At 53.6% G+C, this 16,539-nt stretch carries 16 protein-coding genes (1 of these 16 only partly in view); 12 read left to right on the top strand and 4 right to left on the bottom strand.

Annotated features, from left to right (window positions below; all coding sequences use genetic code 11):
• Positions 1 to 55 precede the first annotated feature (55 nt).
• The 4 genes from N902_RS0105455 to N902_RS16580 form a co-directional block, all read right to left on the bottom strand.
• The gene (locus N902_RS0105455; protein ID WP_051564334.1) at positions 56 to 1,297 is read right to left on the bottom strand and encodes an IS256 family transposase; all 1,242 of its coding nucleotides are present in this window, start codon (positions 1,295 to 1,297) and stop codon (positions 56 to 58) included.
• 295 nt (positions 1,298 to 1,592) lie between these two features.
• Positions 1,593 to 2,348 (bottom strand): hypothetical protein, encoded by a 756-nt coding sequence (locus N902_RS19640; protein ID WP_110301262.1) that lies wholly within the window; start codon positions 2,346 to 2,348, stop codon positions 1,593 to 1,595.
• Positions 2,349 to 2,370: 22 nt separating this feature from the next.
• Positions 2,371 to 3,198 carry a hypothetical protein gene (locus N902_RS0105445; RefSeq protein ID WP_027370109.1) on the bottom strand — a complete coding sequence of 276 codons (828 nt, stop codon included), beginning with the start codon at positions 3,196 to 3,198 and terminating at the stop codon, positions 2,371 to 2,373.
• Positions 3,199 to 4,060: 862 nt separating this feature from the next.
• Positions 4,061 to 4,315 (bottom strand): hypothetical protein, encoded by a 255-nt coding sequence (locus tag N902_RS16580; protein ID WP_208596272.1) that lies wholly within the window; start codon positions 4,313 to 4,315, stop codon positions 4,061 to 4,063.
• Positions 4,316 to 4,582: 267 nt separating this feature from the next.
• Here N902_RS16580 and N902_RS0105435 point away from each other — a divergent pair, with 267 nt between their 5' ends.
• From N902_RS0105435 to N902_RS0105380, 12 genes are all read left to right on the top strand, one after another.
• Positions 4,583 to 4,873, top strand: coding sequence for a nucleotidyltransferase family protein (locus tag N902_RS0105435; RefSeq protein ID WP_027370108.1), 291 nt, complete (start codon positions 4,583 to 4,585; stop codon positions 4,871 to 4,873).
• A gap of 58 nt (positions 4,874 to 4,931) precedes the next feature.
• Positions 4,932 to 5,654: a GxxExxY protein gene (locus N902_RS20145; protein ID WP_208596271.1), complete on the top strand. Its 723-nt coding sequence runs from the start codon at positions 4,932 to 4,934 to the stop codon at positions 5,652 to 5,654.
• Positions 5,645 to 5,860, top strand: a complete 216-nt coding sequence (locus tag N902_RS0105425) for a helix-turn-helix domain-containing protein (RefSeq protein ID WP_201257954.1) — start codon at positions 5,645 to 5,647, stop codon at positions 5,858 to 5,860. The genes N902_RS20145 and N902_RS0105425 overlap by 10 nt, the downstream gene beginning before the upstream one ends.
• Positions 5,861 to 5,916: 56 nt before the next feature.
• Positions 5,917 to 6,279 (top strand): nucleotide pyrophosphohydrolase, encoded by a 363-nt coding sequence (locus tag N902_RS0105420; protein WP_027370106.1) that lies wholly within the window; start codon positions 5,917 to 5,919, stop codon positions 6,277 to 6,279.
• Positions 6,280 to 6,353: 74 nt separating this feature from the next.
• On the top strand, positions 6,354 to 8,708 hold the full coding sequence (locus N902_RS0105415; RefSeq protein WP_208596270.1) for a DNA/RNA helicase domain-containing protein: 2,355 nt from the start codon (positions 6,354 to 6,356) through the stop codon (positions 8,706 to 8,708).
• Positions 8,709 to 8,861: 153 nt separating this feature from the next.
• Positions 8,862 to 9,461, top strand: coding sequence for an ATPase (locus tag N902_RS0105410; protein WP_244147373.1), 600 nt, complete (start codon positions 8,862 to 8,864; stop codon positions 9,459 to 9,461).
• Complete coding sequence (locus tag N902_RS0105405; RefSeq protein ID WP_027370103.1) at positions 9,458 to 9,643, top strand: hypothetical protein; 186 nt, start codon at positions 9,458 to 9,460, stop codon at positions 9,641 to 9,643. Before N902_RS0105410 ends, N902_RS0105405 begins: the two co-directional genes overlap by 4 nt.
• Before the next feature lie 11 nt (positions 9,644 to 9,654).
• A complete protein-coding gene (locus N902_RS0105400) occupies positions 9,655 to 10,665 on the top strand; it encodes a Fic family protein (RefSeq protein WP_027370102.1) in 1,011 nt (336 codons plus the stop codon).
• A gap of 15 nt (positions 10,666 to 10,680) precedes the next feature.
• Complete coding sequence (locus N902_RS0105395; RefSeq protein WP_027370101.1) at positions 10,681 to 12,129, top strand: DUF3375 domain-containing protein; 1,449 nt, start codon at positions 10,681 to 10,683, stop codon at positions 12,127 to 12,129.
• Positions 12,126 to 12,755 carry a DUF4194 domain-containing protein gene (locus N902_RS0105390; protein WP_027370100.1) on the top strand — a complete coding sequence of 210 codons (630 nt, stop codon included), beginning with the start codon at positions 12,126 to 12,128 and terminating at the stop codon, positions 12,753 to 12,755. Before N902_RS0105395 ends, N902_RS0105390 begins: the two co-directional genes overlap by 4 nt.
• A complete protein-coding gene (locus tag N902_RS16565) occupies positions 12,748 to 15,873 on the top strand; it encodes an ATP-binding protein (protein ID WP_208596269.1) in 3,126 nt (1,041 codons plus the stop codon). The genes N902_RS0105390 and N902_RS16565 overlap by 8 nt, the downstream gene beginning before the upstream one ends.
• A 26-nt stretch (positions 15,874 to 15,899) precedes the next feature.
• Positions 15,900 to 16,539, top strand: partial view of an IS1182 family transposase gene (locus N902_RS0105380; protein WP_027370099.1) — the 5' portion only. It continues 719 nt past the right edge of the window; the window shows 640 of its 1,359 coding nt (coding positions 1–640); it begins with the start codon at positions 15,900 to 15,902; its stop codon lies beyond the right edge, outside the window.

Below are 16,539 nucleotides of genomic sequence, written 5' to 3'. Positions count from 1 at the left end.
GGTCACGTCCTGTCAAGTGGTGTAAGAAGCCACCGGGGCCATTCTCCGGCTTAACTTATGCGGCTGAGGGAAGAGCTGGGGAGTCGTCCAGCTCTTCGGATTTCGTTCTTTGAAGGCCTTGGATCGCTTCGGCGATAGATTCCAGGCTCATGTACCGGCGGCTGACCGCCCATTCATCGTTCTGTTCAGCAAGCACCGAACCGACCAGGCGAATGATGGCCATGCGATTCGGAAAAATGCCCACCACGTCGGTGCGGCGTCGGATTTCCCGGTTGAGTCGTTCCTGGGGGTTGTTTGACCAGATCTGCCGCCAGTGTTTCTGCGGAAAGTCGGTAAAAGCCAGCAGGTCCGGGCCGGCATCGATCAGCAAGTTGGCCGCCTCGGCAAATTGCGGCAGTAGCCGCTCGACAACCTGGGCGTGCTGGGCCAGGACCTGTTCCTTGTCAGATTGGGCAAAGATGGAGCGGACCAGCGTGGCCACCGCCGGCTGGGCCTTCCTGGGCACTTTGCACAACAGGTTGCGCATGAAGTGGGTGCGACAGCGTTGCCAGGCCGCACCGGGCAAAACCGCCCCAACGGCGCTTTTCAGTCCCTGATGGGCGTCGGAGATGACAAGCTTGACCCCCTTGAGGCCCCGGGCGACCAGACCGCGCAAAAAAGCGGTCCATCCCGCACCGTCTTCGGAGGTGATCACATCCAGCCCAAGAACCTCGCGATGACCTTCTCGGGTGACGGCGGTGGCGATCACGACAGCCACATTGACGATGCGACCGGCCTCTCGGCAGCGGACGACCATGGCATCGAGCCACACATAAGGATAGGCCTCCTGGTCAAGAGGGCGGTTGCGAAAAGCTTCGACCTGCTCGTCGAGTGACTTGGCCATCTCGGAGACTTGGGATTTGGACAGTCGCTCAATGCCCAGCGACTGGGCAATATTCTCGACTTTACGGGTGGAAACGCCACTGACATAACACTGCGCCACCACGCTTACCAAGGCCCTTTCACTGCGCCGACGCGGCTCGAGCAGCCACTGGGGGTAGTAGCTCCCCTGGCGCAACTTGGGGATTGCCAGATCAAGTGTCCCCATGCGGGTATCCAAAGGACGCTGCCGATACCCGTTGCGCTGATTGGTCCGCTCTTCAGAGCGTTGGCCGTAATCGGCACCACAAAGAGTATCGGCTTCAGCATTCATCAGGGTTTGAATCATGGTTGTCAACAAACTCCGCAGGACATCGGGTTGGGCGATTTCAAGGGCCTTGCACAAATGCTGCTGCAGCTCTACACTGGATTCGACCATCGCGTTTTCTCCTTTCGCTGAGGCTTGGCGGTTTTAGCTTTGGAGAATGACGCGATGGTCTTCTTTTTTCAAGGGCACTGCCCTGTTACACCACTTGTTTGGACTCTAACTGATGTTTTTGGGTGGCCTATTGTAAAAATGGGAATAGGGCAATCTGAAAAGAAGGTTCATAAGTAAGCAACTAGGCGACTCAAATAGGCTCTTTCACAGTGACCCTGGGAAATAGAAAAGGCCCACAGATTTTTTTTGCGGACCTTTTTTATGAAAGGCGTGAGAATAGTCTTCCCATTTATTTTTACCAGTGCCATGGATAAGGAGTTTCTTCACCAAAAGGATCTTGTGATCCGGAAATTTTGGCAAATAAGCGAATGGCAGCGATTGTGGTGTCGTGTGCCCATTTGGCTACGCTAACCGCACCAAAAGTTGTTGTCCAGGTAGTATTCTCTTTTATTTTAGGATTACTTTTAAAAAATGCTTCTTTTGTTCGAATTGGCCATTTGTTTCCTGCTGTCATATCGGGAGAATAATGAATAATTTCATTTCTCAATCTAAATAGTGCAATCAGATTTTGGTAGGTGCTTCCATTTGTGTCAATTCCAACGTCCTCTGAATCATATCCTTTGTAAAACAATTTTATCTTATCTTTAATTTCTTTTGCCTTTTTTATGTCATCGATTCTTTTGAGAATCGATTCCTTGTTATTAGTGTCCTGTTTTATGGCAAGAGTCCTGCTGAACTCGATAGTTTCATTTAAATATGATTCAAAAGCAGTACAGAACATTATAATTGCAGGAAAACAATATCTACAAGAGTCAAAACTTGACCCTTTCATTTTTTTTGTTACCTCGGAAGTTGCGAGAGTAAGTAATTCATTACCTACCTTGAAGAAATTTGGTGAAAGTAAATCCATTCCGCAATGAAGTGACGAGTCTATATTTTTAAGATGAGGAGGAGTGAAGTGTTTTGATCTTTTCATTTTAGTTAAAGTTAATAATAATGAGGGTTGATATGTAACGCTTCCGCTTTGTATATGATTTTTAAATAAGGACAAAAATTTTCGGTTTTTAATTTTTTTATGGAATTCTCTTGTCTTTACCGGACTTGTATTGTACGTGTATCAATCTATATTGATTTATAAATATATCATACATTAGTTTTACTCGAACAATCCCAACAGTATTTGCATCTGGACCTGTTTTAAGAAAATTTTCAACTTTTTTAAGGCCTTCATACACCAATTGTTCTTTTAAGCACTTTTCCTCATTGCCTCTATCTGGAATGAATTGTATTTGTATTAATTCTCCCTTGAAATCGCCAGCTTGTTGAATGAAATCTATTGATAATCCTTTACTTTTTAAGTTTTGAGTTTTTGAGAAAAGTTTTTTTATCATTGGTGCAACGTGGTTGTTGTAAACGTTTGTCCAGAGCGGAGCAAACATGAAGATGGCCACATTGTAAATTAAGCCTACAGTGTCGGGGTCAACAGTTTTTTTTCGCCATTTTCCTACAGCCAAATCTTTATCTTCGCTTAACAACTCGTCAATAAGGTCTTGATTATTATAATGCGGCCAAGGGAGATAAATTTGGTACTTTGCAACATCAAAATTATCCGAGATAGGTTCTGTAATTGAATAACTGAAACCACCTAATGCTTCATCTATGGTTTCGCAGGAAAAATAAACATCTGCTTTTAAAAGCCATTCTCCTGAAGACTCCTCATCTGGAACAACTTTAAAATTTTTTAGATACCCAAGGGTTTCAAGCCGCATGTCGTGATGTTGGTGAAGAGGGATTCTTTCACCGAATCTTTCTGCTAAAGCTAGCAGAAACTCTTTGGTATTTTTCTCCCCCTGGGAGTCTTCGTGAGTGCTCGAAATTGTTTGATTTAAAATGTATTTCATCGTCGTCTTTTTCGTTAATTATTGAAATTCAATGAGTTATGTATTGTGGATAACGAAAATCCAATATTGTCTAACAGAGACAATATTGCCAATTTCCGAAAAAATAAAACATAATTCCTATAATAATATTAGGTGGTTAACTCCAGTCCTTACTTAACTCCTTTTAAGCAAGAACTTTTAAATAACGATAAAAATAAACCAGGGTAAATGTAGACAGATTAAATGAAAAGGTCAAGGTTGAGTTAGGGGTATAGTAATTGCTAATATGTTGGGGCATGCTACCAATTGCATCTAACGGGCTTTTTGTGTCAGGTAGGTCCTAAATTATGATTTTTGATCGAATAGATCCTTTAGGTCATCTGATTCTAAGCTCTAAGACAATCGCCTTAGGAAAGGATTATTCTATTGGAAAAAATGGTACCTAGAAACATTACGTGAGATATTTCTGGAGCCAATTTGATTCCGGTAGGTCGGAATCGAATCAAGGTGAAGGAGACGGTCTGTAGTTGGAAGAAACTGGTTTGCCTTCTCTCGTTATTCCCGCTAGTATATCCAAATAAGGTGGTACATTTGGGTGGTACATTTGGTACAAAATTGACTAGATAACTCCACCACTATAGGCTTGCATCAAATGATATAAGTGTCCAAAACCATTTAGAAAACAAGTTAGGCAAAATGATTTCTCGGCTGCTGAAATTGAGGAGATGGCGATTCCCGCCACCTCTACCATTTAAAAAGAGGGTTACCCTTCAGGGTAACCCTCTTTTTAGTTGTGACTGTGACGCGGGAATCGAAGCGCAGCGAGCGCAGCCAGTGGCTGAAAAGCGGCCAGGGAGGGCCGCGTCAGCGAGCGAAGGGGAGCCTACGCAGGAGGGGACAGGACGTTCCTGACGTAGTAGGCGGTTCCCGCCACTGGCCCGCAGGGCCACAGGATCAGTTTCGGGAAATCCATCACACCCCGCTTCTCTTTCGCCTGAAAATTCTCCGCATTGTTACCCTCATTCTCCGGACCTCGTCCGGACTCCTGCATTTTTTCCTGCAACCGCTGCTCGGCGGGATCAAAGGCAAACTGGTTGATACTCTTCATGATTCCGTCAAACAGGTCGTTGATGTCCATGGTCGGTGGCTCCTCGTTTTGGATTCTGCCCTTACTTACCGGAGAGACAGAGAAAGTGTCGAGCGGCGGTTGAATTTTTTTCGTGCTGGCCTTCTGGTGGCTTATTTACCGGAGCGGTTTCAAATCTGTTGGAACTCCTTCGAATTTTGAGTTGTACGCCGCATAGCAGATGTTATATTGTCGGGTAGTTTTGAATGGCCTTCGTGCGCCCGGTGGTTTCGGGTGCGCAAAAGCCCAGAAGATGAATCCGCCTTGGGAGGCTGAGCGATGAACAGACAACGTGCCCTTGCCCTGCTGAGAGATAGCAAGACGGAGCTGCAGGCCCGTTTCGGCGTGACCCGGCTGGCCCTGTTCGGCTCCACCGCCCGTGATACGGCGAGTAGCGGCAGCGATGTCGATGTGCTGGTGGCTTTCGACGGCCCGGCCACCTCCAAGCGCTATTTTGGCGTGCAGTTTTACCTGGAGGACCTGCTCGGCTGTCCGGTCGACCTTGTCACCGAAAAGGCCCTGCGACCGGAGATGCGTCCCTATATCGAACAGGAGCGGGTCAACCTCTGAGATTCATGCCTCACGCGAAGACGCGAATGCGCGAAGGGATATCGAGGAAGTGGCCGCGATGGTAGTCGATGCGGCATTGCAACTTCACCGTGATCTCGGGCCGGGGTTGCCGGAATCGGCCTATGAGGCGATTCTGTCCAAAATGTTGGAAAAGCGTGGCCTGTCTGTCGAGAGGCAGAAGCCGGTTCCTATTCAGTATCAGGGTGTTTCACTCGATGAAGGTTTTAGGCTGGGTTTGCTGGTCGATGGTCAGCTGATCGTTGAGCTGAAATCAGTCGAAAACATCCACCCGGTTCATCCCAAACAGCTACTGACCTACCTGCGCCTGATGAACCTGCCCCTCGGACTGCTCATCAACTTTGGCGCATCACTTCTGAAGAATGGCCTGCAACGCGTCGCCAACAAACACATCAACTTCGCGCCTTCGCGTGCACCAACAGGAGGATCAGCCATGAAGCCCGGCAGCGTCAAGATCGTCGACCGCGTCTCCGCCGTCGAGGCGATCAAGCGGTTGAAGGAGGAAGATCTGCTCTTTCTCAACCGGCTGATCGTCGAGCGGCTCAAGCTCATTTCCCAAGCCCGCGCCACCACGTTGATGACCAGCTTCACCAGGGGCGATCGAGTCGGCTTCCAATCCCCTGACGGCCGGATGCTGGAAGGCAGGGTGCTGCGCCTTAACAAGAAGACCATCAGCGTCGCCACGGACGATGGCCACCAGTGGAACGTCGCGCCCGGCCTGCTGCGCCTGGTTCAATCAGCGGGAGATGTCCAATGGCCATGATCCGCCAACCCGAAAACTTTCCTGAAACGGTCAAGGAGGTGCGGCGGCAGTTGGCGCTCTCCCAGGAGGAGTTGGCCCACGCCCTCGGGGTGAGCTTCGCCACGGTCAACCGCTGGGAGAACGGCAAAACCATTCCCTCGAAGCTGGCGCAGCGGCAGTTCGAGCAGTTTTGTGTGCAGAAAAAGAAAAAGGGGGAGCTAATCTAATGGTTTTCACTGAGAAGGCCGCCAGGTCAAAGTTCTCTTTTGGCAGGAGTTTGAATATGGAAAAGCAACGATCACTACAGGACTTAGCCGATATTGTCCGAATATTCTGCGAAGCCCGCGACTGGGATCAGTTCCACGGCCCTAAGGATCTGGCCATCGGTGTTATTACCGAGGCGTCGGAGTTGTTAGAGCATTTTCGCTTTCAAACGGACGAACAGTCGATGGCGTTGCTGGACAACCAGCAGGTCAAAGGTGATATTGAGGATGAGCTGGCCGATGTCCTCTTTTTCTTGCTGCGGTTTTCCCAAAGGTTTGAGGTTGATCTGACCAAAGCTCTACTTCGGAAGATCGAAAAGAGTGAGAAGAAATATCCTGTAGAAAAGGCGAAAGGGAAAAACACCAAGTACACGAAGTTGTAGATCAATATCTGCATTCCGAGGGGCCAACATTGATCGTTTATTCCGCTACAAAAGCTAGGTTCAAAGAAGATGTCATGACCAATGACATCGGCGGCATTATCTTTGACGCATTCCGGAATGCAACAGGGAGAAGCACCGGTAGAGCAGAAATCGAGTCGTGGATGCACTCGCTGCAGTATATGGATCGAGTGCTCAATGACGACGAGATCCCCCATGATGCAGGCGTCGCCATCGAGTACCACCTCCCGCAGACCTCAAAACGTATCGACTTTATCCTGACCGGGAGGGGCAGAGACCAGCGTGAATCGGCCGTCCTCGTAGAACTGAAACAGTGGCAGAAGACGGAATTAACTCAAAGTGACGCAGTCGTCATCACCCGGTTCAAGCATGGCTCTACCGAGGTCCTCCATCCCTCCTACCAAGCCTGGTCTTACAAGCGTCTTCTTGAAGATTTTAACCAGACCGTTCAGGAAGAACAAATAGGGCTCTTCCCATGTGCCTATCTGCACAACTACGATGACGATGGCGTGATCACCCATCCCTTCTACAGCGATCACATCAAACGTGCCCCGATCTTCCTCAAGCCCGATGCCCTGAAACTCCAGCAGTTCATTAAGACCCACGTCAAATACGGCGATTCGACCCGGATCATGTACCGGATCGAACACGGGAAGATTAAACCTTCCAAGAAACTGGCCGACGAACTAGCGTCGATGCTTAAAGGGAACCGGGAATTCGTTTTGATCGATGACCAGAAAGTGGTGTTCGAGAAGGCGAAACGACTGGCAGAGCAGGCTTCCGAGCATACCAAAAAGGTCTTGATCGTCGAGGGTGGACCAGGCACTGGCAAGTCGGTTTTGGCGATCAACCTCCTTGTGGCGCTCACGGAACGGGAATTCGTTGTCCAGTACGTCTCCCGAAACTCGGCCCCCCGGCTCGTATATGAGGCAAAGCTCATCGGTCATTTCCGGAAGACGCATATTTCCAACATGTTCTCCGGTTCCGGCTCATACCACGCAGTTGCGCCCAATGCGTTCGATTGCCTTATTGTGGACGAGGCGCATCGCTTGAACGAGAAATCCGGCATGTTCAGCCACCTGGGTGAAAACCAGATCAAGGAGATCATCAATGCCAGCAAATTGAGTGTGTTCTTCATCGATGAAGACCAGAAGGTCACGTTGAAAGATATTGGCGACAAAGAAGCGATCCGCAACTGGGCAAAGAAGCTTGGGGCTGAAGTTGTCGAGATGAGTCTGGAGTCCCAGTTCCGCTGCAACGGCTCCAACGGCTACCTGGCTTGGCTCGACAACAACCTGCAGATCCGGAGGACGGCCAACGAAGTCCTGGATATCCGTGAATATGATTTTCGCATCATCGACACCCCATCAGAGTTACACGACCTCATAAAGGCCAAGAACAAAAACAACAAGGCACGGATGGTAGCCGGCTACTGCTGGGACTGGATCAGCAAGAAGAAACCGCTGCTGAAGGACATCGTAATCGGAGACTACAAGGCGACTTGGAACCTGGAAACGGACGGACAGGCGTGGATCATCAAACCCGACTCCGTCAGCGAGGTGGGGTGCATCCACACCTGCCAGGGATTAGAGGTGGACTACATAGGCGTCATCGTTGGCCCGGACTTTGTTGTTCGTGAAGGTAAAGTAGAGACCCGGCCAGCCGAGCGTTCGAAAATGGATAAATCGATCCAGGGGTGGAAGAAACTGGTCAAGGAAGTTCCTGATGGGGGAGTATTAAGGATCGATGCCATCATAAAAAATACTTACCGTACCCTCATGACCCGTGGACAGAAAGGGTGTTACGTCTATTTTGTCGATGACGAAACGCGCAGGTACTTCGCTGAGCGGCTGCAATTTGGACCAGCAGCAGAGTCGATAATCGAGAAATCGATTCTGCCTTCACACGAAGAAGCTGTGGACCTGCCGTTTCGCCGGCTGGGTTCGGAAGAAGCAAGGCCTTATGTGAATTGTGTGCCACTCTACGACCTCAAGGTCGCCGCCGGAGGTTTCAGCAACGAGCAGCAGATGGACGGGTGCGACTGGGTGGAGCTGCCGGAAGAATTCCGGCCACGGAAGGGACTGTTTGTGGCTCAAGTGGTTGGGGAGTCGATGAACCGGCGCATCCCGTACGGCGCATGGTGCCTGTTCCGTGAAGAAAAAGGGGGCTCACGGAACGGCAAGGTCGTCCTGGCTTCGCACCGGGAGATTGCCGACACCGATACCAGTTGCCACTACACCGTCAAGATTTATGAAAGCACCAAGGAGATTCAGGATGATGGCACGTGGCGGCACACGTCGATCATTCTTCGACCGGACAGTTATCTTCCGGGCTATGAGCCGATTGTTTTGAATGAGGAGCAGGCGGACGATTTGCGGGTGATTGGGGAGTTGGTGGCTGTGCTTGGGTGAACCTTTAGCGTCACGCCTGCATGGGAAAGTTTCGAGTGATTCGTCACCATACAGATAGCGCAAATTCAAGTATGCAAGGATATATCAGCCGTTCCGTACCATTACCCCCCAGATGCTGAACCGAGTTGTTGCTATCAGCGAGGGATTTCAACAATGGAAGAGATGGAAGGGAAGAAGATAATGCCCACCTGCTGGATCATCGCCGGACCCAACGGCGCAGGTAAAACCACTTTCGCCCTGGAGTATCTGCCCCAGGTGGCGGGCTGCACTCATTTCATCAACGCAGACTTGATCGCCGCCGGTCTCTCGCCACTCGCACCGGAGCGGGAGTTGCTGGCTGCCAGCCGTCTCTTTCTGCGGGAGATCGAGCAGCGCATCGCCGCCCGCGAGGATTTCGCCTTTGAAACCACTCTGGCGGGGCGCACCTACCTGCGCCTAGTCGAGCGGCTGCATACCGACGGCTGGCGGGTGGAGCTGATCTTTCTGGCCCTGCCGAGTTTCGAGATGTCCAAGCTGCGCGTGGCCGAACGAGTCGCCCACGGCGGGCACAACATTCCGGTGGCGGATATCGAGCGGCGTTTTCCACGCAGCCTGAGCCATCTGCTGAACGACTTCAGCCACCGGGTCGATAGCTGCACCTGCTTCATGAACGACGGGGAAAGCCCGGTGCTGGTCTTTGAACAGCGCCGTAGTGAGCGTGAGATTGTGCATGATGACTACTATCAGCTTCTGCTTGAGGAGGCCCAAGGATGAACACAAAACGCAAAAGCACGCCCTCCCCGGAAGGGCAGCGACAGTTGGAAACACTCCGCCAGGCCGTCGGCAAGACGCTGGAGAAGAAACGGCGTTTGGGTCAGTACGCCGTCACCTGGCAAGATGGCAAGCCCGTCGTTAAGGGCGAGGATGCACCGGGCTCGAACGACAACGCCCAGTGAAGGGTGTGACTATGAATGTCTACCAGCCACCCTACACCATCACCGCCGATATCCTTAACCGGGTCGCCGCGATCAGCGAGGCCATCGGGCGGCTGACCGTGCTCACCGATCAGGCGAGAGCATTGCGGCTGCGGCACATTAATCGCATCCGCACCATTCGCGGTTCGCTGGCCATCGAAGGCAACACCCTGAGCGAGGCGCAGATCACCGCGATTCTGGAGGGCAAACGGGTCATCGCCCCGCCCCGCGAGGTGCAGGAGGTGAAAAACGCCCTGGCTGCCTACGACCGTTTCGACACCTGGAAACCCTCATCGGAAAAGGATCTGCTGGAAGCGCACCGGATTCTGATGTCCGGTCTGATCGACGAGGCAGGAGTGTATCGGCACGGCGGCGTTGGCGTGATGGCAGGCCAGCAGGTGATTCACATGGCCCCGCCCGCCGACCGGGTGCCTCATCTGAAGAGTGACCTGTTCGACTGGCTGGCCGCCACTGACGCCCATCCGCTCATCGCCAGCTCGGTCTTTCACTACGAATTCGAATTCATCCACCCCTTCGCCGACGGCAACGGCCGCATGGGTCGGCTGTGGCAGAGCCTGATCCTGGCCCGCTGGAATCCCCTGTTCGCCGATATCCCGGTGGAAAGCCTGATCTTTGAGAATCAGTCCGAGTACTACCAGGCTATTCAAGAAAGCACCCACAAGACCGACTCCGCGCCCTTCATCGCCTTCATGCTGCGGATGATCCTGGATACGGTGACCAGCACAGCCCCCCAAGTCAGCCCTCAAGTCACCCCCCAAGTCGGCGAGCTGCTGGCGGCGATCCGGGGCGAGATGGGCCGCGAGGCACTGCAATCCGCCCTGGGGCTTTCGGACCGCAAATCCTTCCGCGAGCGCTACCTCAAACCGGCCCTGGCCGACGGCCTGATCGAAATGACCATTCCCGACAAGCCCAACAGCCGCTTGCAGAAATACAGCCTCACCGACAAGGGTCGCCAGTGGCTTGTGCAGCATGGCGATGGATAAAACCGGGGGGAAGATATGGCACTGGACTACGTTACTTTAGAGCTGCTCCGCCAGAACCACCCTGCGTGGCGGTTGTTGTGCGCACATTACGCGCCGCTGGTGGCCGGTTTTCTGCACCGGGTGTTCATCGTGCCCAATGTCCGCAATTTGTCTCAGGCAGACCTGGCCGAGGCGTTAGAAGATGAGCTTTTCGCTCTGCGTGAGCAGCTGGGGGCTGAGGCCTTTCCCGGAACCGCGCAAAGCTATCTCAACGACTGGGCCGAAAACGACAAGGGGTGGCTGCGGAAATTTTATCTTGTCGGGACGGACGAACCGCACTTTGACCTGACTCCCGCGACGGAAAAGGCCTTGGCCTGGCTGGAAGGTCTGACCGAGCGCGCCTTTGTCGGTACGGAATCCCGCTTGCTGACTCTGTTCGAGCTGCTGCGGCAGATGAGTGAAGGGAGCCAGACTGACCCACAAGTACGCATCGCCGAACTGCAAAAACGCCGCAACGATATCGACGCGGAGATCGCCCGCATTCTGGCGGGTGATATTCCGCTTCTGGACGATACCGGTCTGAAGGATCGCTTTCAACAGTTTTTGCAGCTGGCTCGGGAGCTGCTGACCGACTTTCGCGAGGTGGAGCACAATTTTCGCACGCTTGACCGACGGGTGCGCGAACGCATTGCCCTTTGGGAGGGAGCAAAAGGGGCACTGCTCGAAGAGATCATGGGCGAGCGCGATGCCATCGCCGATTCAGATCAGGGGAAGAGCTTTCGCTCCTTCTGGGATTTTCTGATGTCCCAGTCCCGTCAGGAAGAATTGACCCACCTGTTGGAACAGGTTTTGTCCCTTCCGCCGATCCAGTCCATGCATCCCGAAACTCGTCTGCAGCGCGTACATTACGACTGGCTGGAAGCAGGTGAACACACCCAGCGGACGGTGGCGAAGCTTTCCGAGCAGCTGCGGCGATTTCTCGATGATCAGGCCTGGCTGGAGAACCGCCGCATCATGGACATCCTGCACAGCGTCGAAAACCATGCGCTGGCGTTGCGCGAGGAGTTTCCATCGGGGGATTTCATGCGTTTGGCCGAGACCTCCGCAACGGTTGAACTTCCCCTGGAGCGACCTCTCTATCGGCCGCCGCTCAAGCCCCTCATTGACGAGATGGCGTTGGACGAAGGGGATGCGGATGTGGATACGGCGGCTCTCTATGCCCAAGTGGTGGTTGACCGGGCCGAGTTGACCCGGAATATTCGGCAGGAACTCCAGGGGCGCAGCCAGATCAGCCTCGCAGAAGTGGTGACTCGCCATCCGTTGCGTCACGGTTTGGCCGAACTGGTTGCCTATCTGCAGCTGGCCGGAGAATGGCCCAAAACGGCCGTGGACGATGAGGTGCAGGAACAGGTGAGCTGGCAGCTGGAAACTGGCGTCATGCGCCAGGCGACCTTGCCGCGTATTATTTTGCTGAGGGACCGATGATGATTGTCGCCGATACCAACCCCAGCCATTCGACTAAGCCGACCCACGAACTCTCGTCCGTGGTGGTGCCTCTGCTCAAGGGGGTGCTCTATCAGGAGGATAACCCGGGATTGTGGGGCTCGCTGCTGAATTTGCAAGCGAGCGTTCGGGATTACGTCGCGGTTCTTGGTCTGGATCTGATGCTCGACGAGGCGGAAGGCTACGCTTTTTTACGTTCCCGGCAGGATGAGGACAGTCAGGCTGTCATGCCGCGCCTGGTTGCCCGGCGGCAGCTCTCCTATCAGGTCAGTTTGCTGCTTGCGCTCTTGCGGAAAAAATTGGCCGAGTTCGACGCTGGTGGCGGCGATACGCGTCTGATTCTTTCCCGGGATGAAGTGGTGGAATTGATCCGGATTTTTCTACCGGCGGGCAGCAACGAGGTGAAACTCATCGATCAGGTCGATGCTACCTTGAACAGGATTGCCGAGCTCGGCTTTATCCGCCGCTTGCGTGGGCAGGGGCAGATGATTGAGGTGCGGCGCATTATTAAGGCGTTTGTCGATGCGCAGTGGCTCGCCGATTTTGACCAACGATTGGCGGAATATCGACAGCAGCTTGCGCAACCGCTGGAGGGGATGGATGGCTGAAGCGCTCGAATTGGAATTCATGGCAGATGACCGGCTGGCCGGTTTTCGCCTGCAACGACTCGAGGTTTTTAACTGGGGAACCTTTGACGGGAGGGTCTGGACTCTGCGTCTAGGCGGAAAAAACGGTCTTCTCACCGGGGATATCGGTTCCGGAAAATCGACCTTGGTCGACGCCGTCACCACCCTGCTGGTGCCGAGTCATCGAGTTGCCTACAACAAGGCGGCCGGGGCCGACAGCCGCGAACGTTCGCTTAAGTCCTATGTGCTCGGGTTTTACAAGTCGGAGCGGCAGGAAACCCTGGGCAGCGCCAAGCCGGTCGCACTGCGCGACTTCAACAGTTATTCGGTGATCCTCGGCGTTTTCCATAACGCTGGCTACAACAAGACAGTCACCTTGGCGCAGGTCTTCTGGATGAAAGAGGCCAATACGCAACCGGCTCGTCTGTATGCGGTCTGTGAACGCGATCTGTCCATTTCGGCAGATTTTTCCGGATTCGGCAGCGAGATGGTCGGTCTTCGCAAACAGCTGCGGTCAGGTGGTGTCGAGTTGTTCGACAGCTTTCCGCCCTACGGTTCCTGGTTCCGCCGTCGTTTCGGCATTGATAACGAACAGGCGTTGGATCTATTCCACCAGACCGTGTCGCTCAAGTCGGTCGGCAACCTGACCGACTTCGTGCGCAGCCACATGCTTGAGCCCTTTGATGTCGCGCCACGTATCTCCGCCCTGATCGGCCACTTCGAGGATCTCAACCGAGCTCACGAGGCGGTTCTCAAGGCCAAACGCCAGGTGGAGATGCTTACGCCTCTGGTGGCCGATTGCGAGCGACATCGGGAGTTGGCGCAGACGGCGGATAATCTGCGAGCTTGCCGTGATGCCCTGCGGCCATGGTTCGCCACCCTGAAACTCGATCTCCTGGAGAAACGACTCACCTCGCTGAATGAAGAGTTGACCCGGCATCAAGTCGCCACCCTGCGGCTGGAGGAGCAGCGTCGTGCCCAGCAGGGGCAGGAGCGTGAACTGCGCCGTACCATCGCGGAAAATGGTGGTGACCGTATTGAAAGCATCGGTCAGGAGATTCTTCAAAAACAGGATGAACTGGAACGTAGGAAGCTGAAAGCATCCCGCTATGAGAAGCTGGTACGCGCCTTGGGGCAATCCCCCGCCGCGACTGGAGAAGAATTTCTGCGTCAACGGTCTGAAGCCGCCAAGTGGCGCGAAACGACAGAAGAAACCGAAGTTCGTACACAGAACGATCTCAATGAGGCAGGCGTCTTGTTCAAACAGGGAAAGGATGAATACGATCAGCTGCAAACTGAAATCACGGGGTTGAAAGCCCGGGTTAGCAATATCGACGAAAAACAGATTGCCATGCGGCGTTCCCTCTGTCAGGCGCTTGCTCTTTCCGAAGAGGAAATGCCGTTTGCCGGTGAATTGCTGCAGGTGCGCGAGGACGAGCGTGACTGGGAAGGCGCCATCGAAAGGCTGCTTCACGGCTTTGGCTTGTCTCTGCTGGTTCCGGATCGGCATTACGCCAAGGTGGCGCAGTGGGTTGACCAAACCCACCTGCGGGGGAGGCTGGTTTATTTCCGGGTGCGGGAAGGGGTGCGGGGCGAGTTGCCATTGCTCCATCCCGACTCACTGGTGCGCAAGCTGCAAGTCAAGCCCGATTCGCCCTTTTATGACTGGATCGAACGGGAGGTGGCCCACCGTTTTGATCTGGCCTGCTGTGAGAACCAGGATCAATTTCGCCGCGAGACCCGTGCCATTACCAGGGCCGGACAGATCAAAGCTCCCGGGGAGCGGCATGAAAAGGATGACCGGCATCGAATAGATGATCGCCGGCGTTATGTCCTTGGTTGGAGCAACGTCGAAAAAATCGCTGCGTTGGAAAAAGTCGCCAAGCGGCAGGAAATACATCTTGCCGACCTTGCCGATCGCATCAGCACGCTGCAGAAGGAACAGACCGCCTCCAAGGAGCGCCTCTCGGTCCTCTCGAAGCTGGGTGAGTATACCGACTTTCGTGATCTCGACTGGAAACCCGTGGCGGTTGTCATTGCCAGGTTGGAAGCCGAGAAACGTGAGCTGGAAGCGGCCTCCGATCTGCTCAAGACTCTGACGTCACAATTGGCCGCGCTCGAAGGGGAGTTGAAAGAAACGGAGATTCAGCTTGATGGACGGAAAGATAAACGTTCGAAAACCGAACAAAAAATCAGTGCTGCGCAAGAGCTGCAGCAACAAGCCCAAGCTCTTTTAGCTGAAATAACAGAAGATATTGTTCAGAGATTTGACCTACTGGAAGCGATGCGTGAGGAGGCGCTTGGTGGTCAAATGCTGACAGTCGAATCTTGCGACAATCGCGAGCGCGACATGCGTGACTGGCTGCAGGCCAGGATCGACGCTGAAGATTCGAAGATCAAGCGCCTGTCCGAAAAGATCGTTAAGGCCATGACTGAATATAAAGGGATGTGGAAGCTGGAGACAGGAGATGTCGATGCCAACCTGGCTGCCGCTTCCGAATACAGATCCATGCTGGATCAACTGCAGGCCGATGACTTGCCCCGGTTTGAAGGACGTTTCAAGGAACTCCTGAACGAGAACACCATCCGAGAGGTGGCGAATTTTCAATCCCAGCTGGCACGCGAACGGGAAACCATCAAGGAGCGCATCGCCCGGATCAACGAATCGCTCACCCAGATTGATTACAACCCGGGCCGTTATATCAGTCTCGAAGCACAGATGAATCTCGACGCCGACATCCGTGATTTCCAGACCGAGTTGCGTACCTGTACCGAAGGTGCGCTCACCGGCTCGGAGGATGTGCAGTATTCGGAGGCAAAATTCCTCCTGGTGAAGCGAATCATTGAGCGGTTCCGGGGACGGGATGAACACTCGGATATGGATCGGCGCTGGACGGCCAAGGTGACCGATGTGCGCAACTGGTTCGTATTCGCCGCCAGTGAACGCTGGCGTGAGGACAACGCCGAGCATGAGCATTATGCGGATTCGGGTGGTAAATCGGGTGGCCAGAAGGAGAAGCTCGCCTACACCGTCCTGGCCGCCAGCCTAGGAGTTTGTCGGACTTTTCGTCCGCATCATGTTAAAATCGCCGCGCTTTGAAATTATCAGGAAAGGCGACATTTGTTATGAGTAACAGGTTCCGTCAGGTGGATCGGGAGACACTCTTCCTGCTGCCACCATCCATGGATGATTGGTTGCCAAAAGAACATCTGGCCCGTTTCATCGTCGAGATCGTTGCGCAGCTTGACCTTACCGCAATCAAGGCTGCTTATGCCGGTCGTGGCTCCAAGGCCCACCATCCGGAGACGTTGCTGGCCTTGTTGTTCTATGGCTATGCCACTGGTGTCTTCTCCAGCCGCAAGCTGGAACGGGCGACTTACGACTCGGTGGCTTTTCGCTACATTGCTGCCAATGACCATCCTGACCACGATACAATCGCCACCTTTCGCAAGCGCTTTTTGCCCGAGTTGACTCCGCTCTTCGTCCAGATTCTGCTCATCGCCCGGGAAATGGGCTTTTTGAAGTTGGGCAAAGTCAGCCTCGACGGAACCAAGATCAAGGCCAACGCGTCCAAACACCGGGCTTTGAGCTGGAAGCATGCCTGTAAGCTCGAAGCCCAACTCAAGGCCGAGGTCGAAGAACTGCTACGCCATGCCGAAGAAGCTGATCGCTCCGATCTGCCCGACGGTCTGGATATCCCCGCCGAACTGGCTCGCCGCGAAGAGCGACTGACGGCCATTGCCCAAGCGAAAGCTGAGATCGAGC

Origin of the sequence: Desulfovermiculus halophilus DSM 18834, from assembly GCF_000620765.1 — a bacterium.
Classification (GTDB): Bacteria; Desulfobacterota; Desulfovibrionia; order Desulfovibrionales; family Desulfothermaceae; genus Desulfovermiculus; species Desulfovermiculus halophilus.
This window is presented reverse-complemented; position numbering and strand designations above follow the sequence as displayed.

Excerpts from the sequence above, each read along its gene's own strand:
- N902_RS0105455 (WP_051564334.1), bottom strand. The coding sequence starts at position 1,297 with ATGGTCGAATCCAGTGTAGAGCTGCAGCAGCATTTGTGCAAGGCCCTT.
- N902_RS0105445 (WP_027370109.1), bottom strand. The coding sequence starts at position 3,198 with ATGAAATACATTTTAAATCAAACAATTTCGAGCACTCACGAAGACTCC.
- N902_RS16580 (WP_208596272.1), bottom strand. The coding sequence starts at position 4,315 with ATGGACATCAACGACCTGTTTGACGGAATCATGAAGAGTATCAACCAG.
- N902_RS0105435 (WP_027370108.1), top strand. The coding sequence starts at position 4,583 with ATGAACAGACAACGTGCCCTTGCCCTGCTGAGAGATAGCAAGACGGAG.
- N902_RS20145 (WP_208596271.1), top strand. The coding sequence starts at position 4,932 with ATGGTAGTCGATGCGGCATTGCAACTTCACCGTGATCTCGGGCCGGGG.
- N902_RS0105425 (WP_201257954.1), top strand. The coding sequence starts at position 5,645 with ATGGCCATGATCCGCCAACCCGAAAACTTTCCTGAAACGGTCAAGGAG.
- N902_RS0105420 (WP_027370106.1), top strand. The coding sequence starts at position 5,917 with ATGGAAAAGCAACGATCACTACAGGACTTAGCCGATATTGTCCGAATA.
- N902_RS0105415 (WP_208596270.1), top strand. The coding sequence starts at position 6,354 with ATGACCAATGACATCGGCGGCATTATCTTTGACGCATTCCGGAATGCA.
- N902_RS0105410 (WP_244147373.1), top strand. The coding sequence starts at position 8,862 with ATGGAAGAGATGGAAGGGAAGAAGATAATGCCCACCTGCTGGATCATC.
- N902_RS0105405 (WP_027370103.1), top strand. The coding sequence starts at position 9,458 with ATGAACACAAAACGCAAAAGCACGCCCTCCCCGGAAGGGCAGCGACAG.
- N902_RS0105400 (WP_027370102.1), top strand. The coding sequence starts at position 9,655 with ATGAATGTCTACCAGCCACCCTACACCATCACCGCCGATATCCTTAAC.
- N902_RS0105395 (WP_027370101.1), top strand. The coding sequence starts at position 10,681 with ATGGCACTGGACTACGTTACTTTAGAGCTGCTCCGCCAGAACCACCCT.
- N902_RS0105390 (WP_027370100.1), top strand. The coding sequence starts at position 12,126 with ATGATGATTGTCGCCGATACCAACCCCAGCCATTCGACTAAGCCGACC.
- N902_RS16565 (WP_208596269.1), top strand. The coding sequence starts at position 12,748 with ATGGCTGAAGCGCTCGAATTGGAATTCATGGCAGATGACCGGCTGGCC.